Source organism: Consotaella salsifontis, from assembly GCF_900167365.1.
In the GTDB taxonomy this organism is placed as follows: Bacteria; Pseudomonadota; Alphaproteobacteria; order Rhizobiales; family Rhizobiaceae; genus Consotaella; species Consotaella salsifontis.
In genome coordinates, this window is sequence record NZ_FUXL01000009.1 from 79,823 (window position 1) to 91,538 (window position 11,716).

An 11,716-nucleotide genomic window follows, 5' to 3' on the forward strand; every position below is an offset into this window, starting at 1 on the left:
TCCCGCTTCCAGGCGCCGATCGGAAGCTTACCCGCCTCGTCAGGCGTTCGTTATTATAAATAATTGAATTATATATTTTTAAAACAATAGATCTATACGATGTACTTTCTGAAAAGCCTCGCTGCGCCTGTTCGGCGGCCCCTCAACCGATCGACCGCCGTTGACAAGGACCATAGTTGAAACGCTTCTATGTTGATAATGCATACCCTATATGGGATTATCGAAATTTATGATGATCTTGCATTGACGGTGCGCACCTCATGAACATCAAGGCCCTGCAGGCATTCAACGCGGTCGTGTTGGAAGGCTCGGTCAGCGCGGCGGCCCGATCGATGAATCTGGGGCAACCTGCTGTTAGCCGCCTGATCGCGCTCCTGGAGGCGGAATTGCGCCTGACGCTGTTCAAGCGCGAAAAGCAGAGGCTTTACCTCACCGAGGAAGGAGCGACGTTCAATCGCGAGGCGCGTCGCATCCTCGCCGCACTGACGGAGATTCCGAGAATCGCGGACGAGATTCGCGCCCACCGGCCCAAGCGCCTGCGGATGGTCACGATGCCGCGCACATCGCTTTCGGTGGTCGCACCGGCAGTGGCGCGCTTCTCCCGCCAGCGCCCGGACGTGAAGATGTCGCTGGACGTGCGCTCCCACCGCGACCTGGAAAGCTGGATCAACGGCCGCGAGTATGACCTGTGCTTCGGCAACGTGCCGGTTTCGCACTGGGCCGCGCAGAGCACCCCGCTGGTTCGCGCGGTTCTGGAGGTGCTGATGCCGAAGGATCATCCCTTTGCCGACAAGGAAGTCGTCACGCTCGCTGAGCTGGCAGACGAAACGCTGGTGCAGAATTTCCCTGGAATGCTGCTGCGGCGTCAGACCGATGCGATGTTCGACGCGAGCGGTATTCAGATCGAACGCGAGCTTCTCGCGGGCACCTCGCAGATCACCCAGCATCTAGTTGCCCATGGCGCCGGCCTCGCCATCATCGACCGGCTGAGCGTACTGGCGATGGATCCGGCGCTTGTTACCACCCGGCCGCTGCATCCGGCGCGATGGGTGGCCTTCGGCGTCATTCGCCACTGCAACGACGATCCAGATCCGGTCGTGGACGCGCTTGTCGACGTGCTGTGGGAGCGTGTCGCCGAATGCGTGATGCCCGGATCAATTGAGATGGTCGCGCGCGACTGATCCGCGCCGGAAGGGTGCAGGTGGACGGGTTCCGCCCTCGCCGTTTCGACGGCGACCGCCTTACTTTTTGACCTGTCCGCCTCCGGCTATTGCGATATCATCCTCGAATGCGGGCTGGAGCCCTGTGTCTCGATGGCGATGGTGCCGTGGTGGAAGGAGCCGGCGGAATGAACACCGACTGGACGGGACGCCCCCTTACCCTTTCGTCCCATGGCCGGGTGTTGGCCACGACGAGCCCCGCGCTCCATCGCGCCGCGCTCGATACGCTCGCGCAGGCGAAATACCCATGAGCTACAGCACGACGATCGAGGGCACGCGCTTTCGCTTCGACGATCTGAAGACCTTGCTGGCCAAGGCGAGTCCCGAGCGCTCGGGCGACCAGCTCGCCGGCCTGGCCGCCGAAGGGCCGGTCGAGCGCCTCGCCGCGCAGATGGCCCTCGCCGACCTTCCCTTGAAGACCTTTCTCGCCGAGGAGCTGATCCCGTCCGAGACGGACGAGGTGTCCCGTCTCATCGCCGACCAGCATGACGAGGCCGCCTTCGCGCCTGTCGCCTCGCTCACCGTCGGTGAGTTTCGCGAGTGGCTGCTGTTCGACGCCGACGACGAGGCGCTGGAATCCGTGACCTTCGGCCTGACGCCGGAGATGGTCGCCGCCGTCTCCAAGATCATGCGGGTGAAGGACCTGATCGCGGTGGCGGCCAAGCGCCAGGTGGTGACGCGCTTCCGCTCGACCATCGGCCTGAAGGGCCATCTTTCGGCCCGCAACCAGCCCAACCATCCGACCGACGATTCCGCCGGCATCGCGCTCTCAGCCATAGACGGCCTTTTGATGGGCTCCGGCGACGCGGTGATCGGCGTCAACCCCGCGACCGACACGCTCGACGACTACATCCGCATCGTCCGCCTGCTCGACGAGCTGCGAAGCCGGCTCGACATCCCGACCCAGACCTGTTGCCTCGGCCATGTCACCGTGGCCTTGAAGGCGCTGGAGCGTGGCGCGCCGGTCGATCTCGTCTTCCAGTCCATCGCCGGTTCCGAGAAGGCCAATCGCGGCTTCGGCATCGACCTTGCCCTGCTCGAGGAGGCGCACGAGGCGGCGCGCGCCGCCAAACGCGGGACGATCGGCGACAATCTCATGTATTTCGAGACGGGTCAGGGTGCTGCCCTTTCGGCCGATGCGCATTTCGGCGTCGACCAGCAGACGATGGAGGCACGCACCTATGCGGTGGCGCGTGCCTTCCGCCCGCTTCTCGTCAACACCGTCGTCGGCTTCATCGGGCCGGAGTATCTGTTCGACGGCCGCCAGATCATCCGCGCAGGGTTGGAGGATCATTTCTGCGGCAAACTGCTCGGCCTGCCGATGGGCGTCGACGTCTGCTATACCAACCACGCCGACGCCGACCAGAACGACATGGACGTGCTGCTGACGCTGCTCTGCGCGGCCGGCGTCAACTTCGTCATCACGGTACCGGGCGCCGACGATGTCATGCTCAACTATCAGTCGCTCTCGCATCAGGACGTCGTCTTCGCGCGGCAGACGCTGGGCCTGAGGCCGGCTCCGGAATTCGCCGCTTGGCTCGATCGGGTCGGACTGACGGATCAGGAAGGGCGCCTGGTCGCGTCGCCGGACGCCTTCCTCGAAACCCTCGGCGCGTCGCGCCTCTGGAACTGATGAAATGAGCAAGGAGGACGTCGCACGGCCAAGGCGCTTCGATATCGGAGCGTTCCGCGAGCTGACCGAGGCGCGCATCGCGCTCGGGCGACCTGGCGCGGCCCTTCCGACGAAGGCCGAGCAGACCTTCCTTCTCGATCATGCCCGTGCGCGGGCCGCCGTCTGGTCGGAAGTCGATTGGACTCGAATTTCCGCCGCGCTGAACGCTTCGGAGCTTCCCAGCCTCCCGGTCGCCAGCGCTGCGGCAGACAGGCAGATCTATGTCCGCCGGCCCGATCTCGGCCGCCAATTGTGCGCGGAGGGAGCCGAGGCGCTCGACCGGCTCGCTGGCTCTTTCAAAGTTGCGCCCGACATTACGATCGTTATCGGCGACGGCTTGTCGGCGACCGCCGTCGACTTCAACGCGGCCCCGCTCGCGACCGCTCTCGCCGAGCGCCTGAAGGCCCGCGGGATGACGCTCGCGCCGATCATTCTCGCCGAGCGCGCCCGCGTCGCGCTGGGCGATCCAATCGGCAAGGCTCTCGGCGCGAAGGTCGTGGTGATACTGATCGGCGAACGGCCGGGGCTATCTGCCGCCGACAGTCTCGGCGCCTATCTGACTTTCGCGCCCGAACCCGGCACGCCGGATTCCCGTCGCAACTGCCTTTCCAATATCCGCGAGGGCGGCCTCACGATCGAGCGGGCAGCCGCGTCGATCGCCGACCTATGCGCCGGCATGATCAAGGCGGGCCTCAGCGGCGTCGGCCTTCAGGCCGCGCTGGAGCGCGAAGGCTCGGCTTCCGTCTCACTCACGGCAGATGAGGGCAACGCCTGATCATCGCGCCAGCGGCCCTTCGGCGTCGTCGTTCAGAAATGCTCCCCGACCCACGGAGGCGGGCCGCTGAAGATGCGCTCGGCCATGGCAACCGCGTCGTCCGAGCCGGAAGCGAGGCCGGCGCGTCGCAGAAAGGTCGCCGAGCGGAACCCTGAAAACAGTGCCGGCAACTGGGATTGCGCGATGGTCAGATCGGCCGCGCCATGCTCCTCGCCCGTCGTGCAGTTTCCTCGCCCAGCCTGAATGGAAAGGCGCAGGAGACGACGTCGCTCCCCCTCGATCGCCAGCGTCAGAGCGGCATCCGCGCAGGCATAGCCGCGCGCGCTCAAGGCCGCCTCCGGGTCGAGGATCTTCATCAGGAACTCCTCCTGGTGGACCAGCGCCCATCCCTTGTCCGGCATGGCGAAGACAAGGGCGTCATGGGGCGCGCCGTGCCAACGCACTTTCGGGTAAACGGTGGAGAACGTGCCGATGAATTTGAGGATCTGGCGCGCCGCCGCTCCGTTCAGCGCCGTCCAGTCGCGCAGCTCCACGCGTCCGGAATCGGACGTGTCGATGATCGCATAGCCTTCCTCGTCGCCGAAGACGAAGACGTGGGGCTCGCCCCTGCCCTCGTCGAGGTGCGAATTCCAATGGGCATCATGGCGGGCGAGGACGCCGGATTCATGGAGGCACGCGCGTTGGTGAATAGGCTCCAGCGCCGCCCGCGCCTCGGTCAGGGGCACACGCCGGCAGCGAACCTCCTGGCGAACCTTGTAGAGTTCCGCCGTCTCGGCCTCGTAGACGGATTCGACGCCGGCGAGGCCGAAGCCGGCCCGGCGGTAGACCGGACGCGTCGAGGCAAAGAGGCTGACGATGGAGGCGCCACCTTTGCGAGCCTCCTCGCAGGACAGTTCAAGCAGATCTCCGGTAAGGCCCGTGCCGCGAAACTCGGGCTGGATCGCGACATGGGCGATGTTCGCCGCCGGGACGATCCGTCCGCCGAACCAGTGGCCGCAGGCGATGATCGCCAACGCCGCCGCCCGCTGTCCCCCAGTTTCGAGGATGCGGAAGCAGTCGAGGCCCGTCGTCTCGACATAGCGGCGGGTCCGCGCCTCGCCAAAGGCGAAGGCGAGCCGATAGGCATCGACGATGAACGGCAGGTCCGCCTCCGTCGCCGGTCGAACCATCATGGCGTATTCCTCCCCCGGTTACGGGCGCGGCCTATCGGGCTGGCGCCGAAAAGGCGGCGCGCGCAAGATCGCCCACGCCGAGAATGCCGGCCCGCACGCCCAGCCGGGCGCGGCAGAGCGCCACCGGAGGGACGGCGCCGAGCGGCGGCATCAGGGCGCTCACCGCGTCGATGAAGCCATCCGCCAAACCGATCCCGCCGCCCAGCACGATGCGAGGCGGATCGAGCGCGAGCTGAATGTTGCGGCAGAGTCGGGCGACGCGCCCGGCGGAGGCCGAAACGATTTCCCTTGCCCATGCCTCGCCCGAGGACGCCTGCGCGAAAACCTCGCGCGCGTCCGCCGCGTGACCCCGGCGCGCGGCTTCGGCAGCCATCCAGCGCCCCGACACCCGTTCCTCCAGGAACGTATCGTCCTCTTCGCCGGCCAGCAGCCCGAAATGGCCGGCGAGCCCTCCCAGAAGACGGCCATTCGAGACGATGCCGCCGCCGACCCCGGTCGATATGGTCAGGAACACGAGGTCCTCGCCCTCGCCCGCTCCCAGCACGTGCTCGCCCCAGGCCGCGGCCTGCGCGTCGTTGACCGCCATGGCGGGCAGCGAGAACAGCGCTTCGACCTGATGCAGGAGGGGATAATTCGACGGAATTCCAAGCGTCGCCGGGTTCATCGCCGACCAGCATCCGTCGCGCACGAAGCCCGTGACCGCGAGCCCGACGCCGGAAAACCGCCCGCGCCACGGCGCTGCCGCATCGAAGACGGCCTGCAGCCAGCGGTCCGGGCCGTCGCCCCGTTCCGTTGGAACCGTCGCTTCGCCCACCACGGCGGAGCCTTCGACGAGTGCCACCAACGTCTTGGTGCCGCCAAGATCGATGGCGAGAACCCCGGCGCCTCCCATCATCGAACGGCCTCCGTGCCGATCATCCGGCCGCTCGCGGCATCGAACAGCGAGACCTTGTCGGTCGCGATGGTCACGGGCACGACTTCCCCTTGCCGGACGCTGCCGGTTTCCATGCGCGCGACCAGCGCGTGACCGTGCAGCGATAGCGTCACGTTGTCTTCCGGCCCGGTCGATTCCACCATCTCGACCCGCGCCTCGATGGCGGGTTGGCCGTCGCGCGCCGGTCTGATGTGCTCCGGCCGGATACCGAGCAAAACCTCGCCGCCAACGCCTGCCGCTCCTGAAAGGGCCAGTTCCTGGCGCCAGCCCTTGCCGTCGTCGAAGATCAGCCTGCCATCCTCGCGGCTGAGCGCGCCGGGAAGGAAATGCATGGCCGGCGAGCCGACGAACTTGGCGACGAAGAGATTGGCCGGACGGTGATAGATCTCGTAGGGGCTGCCGATCTGCTGCACCTCGCCCTTGTTCATCACGACGATCTTCGTGGCCAGCGTCATCGCCTCGATCTGGTCATGAGTGACGTAGATCATCGTCTTGCCGATGCGCTCGTGGAGCTGCTTGATTTCGGCCCGCGTCTCGACGCGCAGCGTGGCGTCGAGGTTGGACAGCGGCTCGTCGAAGAGAAAGACCTTCGGGTCCCGCACCAGGGCCCGGCCGATGGCGACGCGTTGGCGCTGGCCGCCGGAAAGCGCGCGCGGCTTGCGGTCCAGAAGCGGCTCGATCTGCAGAAGACGCGCGACCTCGGCCACCTTGCCTTCCTTTTCCGCCGCGCCGACGCCCCGCATCCTCAGCGGGAAGGCGATGTTCTCGCCGACCGTCATGTTGGGATAGAGCGCGTAGGACTGGAAGACCATGGCCACGTCCCGCTCGCGCGTCGGCACGCTCGTCACATCCCGCCCGTCGATCTCGATCAGCCCCTCGTCGATCGGGTGAAGCCCCGCAATAGCGTGGAGCAGCGTCGACTTTCCGCACCCCGACGGCCCGAGGAGAACGATGAAGGCGCCCTCCTCCACCGCGATGTCGATGCCCTTCAGCACGGGCACGGCGCCATAGGACTTGCGGATGCCTTTCAGCAGGAGGGAGCGTTTGCCTTTGTCCGTCATGATGTCACCCCTTGATGCTGCCGAGCGACATGCCGCGCACGACCTGGCCCTGAACGAGCATTCCCAGAACCAGCATGGGCAACATCACCAGCGTCGCCGCCGCCATCAGCGGCCCCCATTGCACGCCTTGGAACGTGAGGAAGGAGGTGATGCTGACCGGCAGGGTCTGCGTGTCGCGGCCCGTCAGCACCAGCGCGATGAAGAATTCGTTCCAGGTGAAGAGCACGCACAGGATGAAGGTGGCGACGATGCCGCCGAGCGCCACGGGCAGGAAGATCTCGCGGAAAATGGTGAATTCGCGCGCGCCGTCGACCTTCGCCGCGTCCCGCAGTTCGCGCGGAATGTCCTCGAAGAACGTAATGAGCAGGGAGATCGCGAAGGGGATGTTCACGAAGGCGTAGACGCCGATGATGATCCAGTGGTTGTTGAGCAGCTTCATCTGCGCCGCAAGGAAATAGGTCGGGATGATGAAGATGAGCGGCGGCGCGATGCGCAGGCTCAGGACGAACTTCTCGTTCTGGCGCTTGATCGCCTCGTCCTGCGCGACCAGTCCGTAGGCGACGAGGGCCCCCACCCCGACCGAGATCACGCTTGCCGACAGGGATATGATCACGCTGTTGAGGAAGGCGCGGATGAAGACGCCGTTGCTCAAGACCTTCGCATAGTTCTCCCAGGTCGGCGAGAACAACCAGACCGGCGGCATGGCGAAGGCGTCGCGCTGGATCTTCAGTGATGTCGCCACAACCCAGTAGAGCGGGAAAAGCACGCAGAGGAGGAGGATGGCGAGGGCGATCCAGAACGCGATCCGGCGCATCAGGCCTGTCCTTGCTTCGGCGCCCTGAAGGCGAGGTTGTAAAGGAGAAGCAGGGCGACATTCGTCAGAATGGTCAGCACCATGGCGATCGTCAGCGAGTACGAGATGTCGAAATTGGTGAAGGCGGAGATGTAGCCGTAGAGGTTGAGCGTCTCGGTGGAGAGCGCCGGGCCGCCGCGCGTCATGATGTAGAAGATGTCGAAGGCCTTGACCGCGTCGATGGCGCGGATCAAGGCGACCACCAAGAGCGCGCGCTTCAAGGCCGGAAGCGTGATGTGCCAGAGCACCTGCCATTCCCGCGCGCCGTCGACGCGGGCGGCGTTCTGCGGGTCCTCCGGCAGGGATTCGAGCGAGGCCATGGCGAGGAGCACGACGAAGGGCGTCCACTGCCAGATGTCGGCAAGAAGCAGCGAGAACAGCGCCACATTGGGGTCGCCCAGCCAATCGACCGGCCCAAGGCCGACGATCGACAGCGCGTAGTTCATCATGCCGTTGGTCGGATTGAGCAGGAAGCGCCAGGTGAGGCCGACGACCACCGGCGTCATGACGATCGGAACGAGCAGGATGGCGCGCACGATGCGCTTGCCCCTGAAGTCGCGATCGACCAGCAGGGAGATCGCGAGGCCGATGACGAGCTCGGCGGCGGTCGCCGCGACCGTGAACAAGACCGTGCGCCCGAGTGCGTTGATGGCGCGACCGTCGGTGAGGAGGCGCAGATAGTTGTCGAGACCGATGAAGCTTTCCCGGCCTGGCCGCAGAAGGCTGATGTTGTGCAGGGTCAGCCACACCACGTAGAGCGTGAGGACCGCTGAGATCGCCCCGAACAACAGGACAACCGGCCGATAGAAATATCGTGTCGTGTCGTGCATGCCGCCCTCTCTGTCGAAAGGCCATGCCCGCCGGATCGGGCATGGCCTCGTTGTCATCGGCTGAGGGCCGCGTCGTTGGCCGCGTTGGCCTCGGCCAGGGCATCCTTGGCGGAGGCCGATCCGGCAAGCGCCTTGGAGACGGCGATGCCAGCGTTGTTGATGATCTCGTTGGCGGCCTCGACGGTCGGCAGATACTGCGGATTGCCCCGCGCGATCGAGGCGAGCATGGCATCCTTGAAGGCGCCGTAACGCTTGTTGAACTCCTCGGAATTCAGCGCCGCCTGCGAGGTGACGCCCGAATTCGGCGCGATGCCGAAGGACTTGATCTGCTGCTCCTTGGCCGTTGCCCAGGAGGCGAAGAGCCAGGCCGCTTCCTTCTGCTGCGAGGCCTCGGCGATGTAGAGGCTGTGAACGGCGAGCGAGGAGGAACCGCCCTTCAACTTGTCGGTTTCGACCGGCACCGGGGTATAGCCGACCTTGCCGACGACGGAGGAGATCGATGGGTCCTCGTTGAACGCGCCGTTGACCGTGGCGTCCATCGTCATGCCCGCCTTGCCCTGCTGGAAGAGGACGCGGTTCTCCTCCCAGCCGAAATTCGCGACGCCGACCGGGCCATAGTCGCGCAGCACCCTGGCGTAGGCGTCGAGCGAGGCCGCCGCCTCGTCGGAGCCGAGCGCGGACTTGCCGTCCTCGGTGATGAACTGACCGCCATAGCCCCACAGCCAGCCCGCCCAGACATAGACGTTCTGGATCCCCTGGGCGCCGCGCATGGTGATGCCCGCGATTTCGCCGTTCGACTTCTCCTTGATGGTCTTGGCCGCCTCGGCCACCTCGGTGAAGGTCTTGGGCGGCGTCAGGCCGTATTCCTCGAAGAGATCCTTCCGGTACATGAGGAAGGTGCTCTCGCCATAGACCGGCAGGCCGTAGAGCTTGCCGTCGACGATGCTGGTGTTGAGGTAGCCCGGCACGAAGTCGGCCTTATCGTAATTGTCGGGCAGCTTGGCCGCCAGATCGTCGAGGGGCACGATGTAGCCGGCCTGAACGAAGCCCGGAATGTAGATGATGTTGTTCTGGACCACGTCATAGCGGCCGGAGCCGGAGGAGAACTCGAGCAGCATCTTGGCGGTGATGTCGGATTCCGGCACGACCTCGAGATCGACCTCTATGCCTGTCGCCTTGGTGAATTCCGGCAGCAGCGCCTGGATGCCGTCGGTGGTCGGATGGCCCTCCATGAGAACGGCCAGGTGGGCTCCCTTGTAGGGCTGGGCCGCATCCTCGGCAAAAGCCGGCATCGCCACGGACGAGGATAATGCGAGGGCAAGTGCGATGAAGTCACGCCTTTTCATGTCATTCCCCTTCTTGATGTCGCTCGCCTACGAGCCGGTTGCCTACGCCAGCGGCGCCGGGCGCCGCGTCTGCCTGAACTCCTTTTTCGCGGATCACGAGAACCGCTGAACCTCGCCGGTGTCGGCCGAGCGAACCAGCGCCTGCGTCAATTCCAGCGAAAGGAGCGCCTCCTCGCCGGTCGCCACATGGCAATCGGCGCCGCCGATCCAATCGAGAACGCTGGAAAGCTCGATGCGCAGATCGCCGCCCACCTTGCCGCCCATCTCGGGCCAGTGCTGCGTGTCGATCTCGCGCGAGGTCTGGTTGTCGGCGAAGTAGAGGCCGCTGTCGCCACACTGAACCTCGAACGAGCCCTCCGTGCCGATCATTTCAAGCCGTGCGTCGATCATGTGGCGGGCGCCCGCCGGCAGCGACCATGCGCTCTCGAACGTCACGACGGTGCCGCCGGAAAAGCGCACGACGCCGGCCAGCGTATCCTGGGTGCCCATCTCGCCGAGCAGGATCTCGGTCTGCTGCGCATAGGCGGTGACCGGCGTCTGCCCCTTCAACATCCACAGCACCATGTCGACGTCGTGGACGGTGACGTGCATGGCGAGCGGCAAGGTGCCGGCGTAGCGCTTCGGCCCCTCCGTGCGGGCGCTGTTGCGACGGGCATAGACGTGAATGGGCGTGCCGATCTTGCCGGTCTCGATCAGCTCGCGCGCCTTATAGTAGCGGGGATCGAAGCGCAGCAGATAGCCGACGCCGAGCTTCACACCGCTCGCCTGGCAGGCGGCCACGATCTTGCGGCCTTCCTCCAGCGTCGACGCGATCGGCTTTTCGACGAAGAGATTGATACCCTTGGCGGCGATCGCCAAAGCGGGCTCCAGATGCAGATGGTCCGGCGTGCAGATGCTGACGAGGTCGAGCGTCTCATTGGCGAGCAGCTCTTCATGCGATCCGTAGACGCGAACGCCGCCGCCAAGGCCGTCGGCGACCGCCTTCGCCCGCGCCGTATCCCGATCGACCACGGCCACCAGCTCGGCCCGAGGATCGCCGGCGAAGATCGAGGCGTGCATCGAGCCCATGAAACCCGCGCCGATGACGGCGACCTTGATTGTCCTCATCACTCCAACCTCCAGTTCTCAGCGCGCGGCGCCGGCGATGGCGTCGGCGAAACGCCGCGTAATCTCGTCCGGACGCGTGATGGCGGAGCCGATGACGACGAAGCGGGCGCCGATCTCGAGGGCGCGCAGCGCCTCGCCCGGCTCCCAGATCCGCCCCTCGGCGACGAAGGGAATATTCTCCGCCGCAAGAGCGCTCATCAGCGCAAAATCGGGCGCGGGCGCATCGACCGTATAGGGCGTATAGCCGGAGAGCGTGGTGCCGACGAGGTTCGCCCCGGCCGCGATGGCCTGCCGGGCCTCCTCCAGCGTGCTGATGTCGGCCATGCTGATCTTGTCGAGCCGGGCGATCTCACGGGCGATCTCGGCAACGGGCACGGGGCGGGTCCGGCTGGTCGCGTCGAAGGCGACGATGTCGGCGCCCACCGCCGCGATGCTGCGCACATCGTCCAGCGTCGGGGTGATGTAGACGTCGGAGCCGGTCTGGGCGATCTTCGTGATGCCGATGATCGGCACCTCCACGGCCTGACGGACGGCCTCGACATTGCGCACGCCCTCGATCCTGACGCCATGGGCGCCGCCTTGAACGGCGGCGCGGGCGAGCGCGACGATATGCTGTGTGGCGTGGAGGGGGCTGGTTTCGGCCGCCTGACAGGATACGACGAGCCTGCCCCTCAAACTTTCCAGGATGTCCATGAACGCCGCGTCTCCCTGAATGACACGACGGTATGCGCTGTGACGAAATCCGT

Annotated in this window: 12 protein-coding genes; 4 read left to right on the top strand and 8 right to left on the bottom strand. The window is 65.7% G+C overall.

Annotated features, from left to right (window positions below; all coding sequences use genetic code 11):
* The first annotated feature begins 260 nt into the window (after nucleotides 1-260).
* From B5D38_RS13800 to eutC, 4 genes are all read left to right on the top strand, one after another.
* Nucleotides 261-1,181, top strand: a complete 921-nt coding sequence (locus B5D38_RS13800) for a LysR family transcriptional regulator (RefSeq protein ID WP_078709014.1) — start codon at nucleotides 261-263, stop codon at nucleotides 1,179-1,181.
* Between the two features lie 167 nt (nucleotides 1,182-1,348).
* Entirely contained in the window at nucleotides 1,349-1,471 is a 123-nt protein-coding gene (locus tag B5D38_RS22745) for a hypothetical protein (RefSeq protein ID WP_280949393.1), read from the top strand.
* On the top strand, nucleotides 1,468-2,853 hold the full coding sequence (locus B5D38_RS13805; protein WP_078709015.1) for an ethanolamine ammonia-lyase subunit EutB: 1,386 nt from the start codon (nucleotides 1,468-1,470) through the stop codon (nucleotides 2,851-2,853). The genes B5D38_RS22745 and B5D38_RS13805 overlap by 4 nt, the downstream gene beginning before the upstream one ends.
* 4 nt (nucleotides 2,854-2,857) lie before the next feature.
* Nucleotides 2,858-3,667 carry an ethanolamine ammonia-lyase subunit EutC gene (eutC, locus tag B5D38_RS13810; protein WP_078709016.1) on the top strand — a complete coding sequence of 270 codons (810 nt, stop codon included), beginning with the start codon at nucleotides 2,858-2,860 and terminating at the stop codon, nucleotides 3,665-3,667.
* Nucleotides 3,668-3,699: 32 nt separating this feature from the next.
* Here the strand turns inward: eutC and B5D38_RS13815 are convergent, their stop codons facing one another.
* From B5D38_RS13815 to B5D38_RS13850, 8 genes are all read right to left on the bottom strand, one after another.
* A complete protein-coding gene (locus tag B5D38_RS13815; protein WP_078709017.1) occupies nucleotides 3,700-4,839 on the bottom strand; it encodes a GNAT family N-acetyltransferase in 1,140 nt (379 codons plus the stop codon).
* 31 nt (nucleotides 4,840-4,870) lie between these two features.
* On the bottom strand, nucleotides 4,871-5,734 hold the full coding sequence (locus B5D38_RS13820) for an ROK family protein (RefSeq protein ID WP_078709018.1): 864 nt from the start codon (nucleotides 5,732-5,734) through the stop codon (nucleotides 4,871-4,873).
* On the bottom strand, nucleotides 5,731-6,834 hold the full coding sequence (locus tag B5D38_RS13825; protein WP_078709019.1) for an ABC transporter ATP-binding protein: 1,104 nt from the start codon (nucleotides 6,832-6,834) through the stop codon (nucleotides 5,731-5,733). Before B5D38_RS13825 ends, B5D38_RS13820 begins: the two co-directional genes overlap by 4 nt.
* Nucleotides 6,835-6,838: 4 nt before the next feature.
* Nucleotides 6,839-7,648, bottom strand: a complete 810-nt coding sequence (locus tag B5D38_RS13830) for a carbohydrate ABC transporter permease (protein ID WP_078709020.1) — start codon at nucleotides 7,646-7,648, stop codon at nucleotides 6,839-6,841.
* Nucleotides 7,648-8,517: a carbohydrate ABC transporter permease gene (locus tag B5D38_RS13835; RefSeq protein WP_078709021.1), complete on the bottom strand. Its 870-nt coding sequence runs from the start codon at nucleotides 8,515-8,517 to the stop codon at nucleotides 7,648-7,650. The genes B5D38_RS13830 and B5D38_RS13835 overlap by 1 nt, the downstream gene beginning before the upstream one ends.
* A gap of 53 nt (nucleotides 8,518-8,570) precedes the next feature.
* A complete protein-coding gene (locus tag B5D38_RS13840) occupies nucleotides 8,571-9,863 on the bottom strand; it encodes an ABC transporter substrate-binding protein (RefSeq protein ID WP_078709022.1) in 1,293 nt (430 codons plus the stop codon).
* Nucleotides 9,864-9,956: 93 nt separating this feature from the next.
* Nucleotides 9,957-10,970, bottom strand: coding sequence for a Gfo/Idh/MocA family protein (locus tag B5D38_RS13845; RefSeq protein ID WP_245319225.1), 1,014 nt, complete (start codon nucleotides 10,968-10,970; stop codon nucleotides 9,957-9,959).
* Between the two features lie 18 nt (nucleotides 10,971-10,988).
* The gene (locus B5D38_RS13850) at nucleotides 10,989-11,663 is read right to left on the bottom strand and encodes an N-acetylmannosamine-6-phosphate 2-epimerase (RefSeq protein WP_078709024.1); all 675 of its coding nucleotides are present in this window, start codon (nucleotides 11,661-11,663) and stop codon (nucleotides 10,989-10,991) included.
* Between the last annotated feature and the right edge of the window lie 53 nt (nucleotides 11,664-11,716).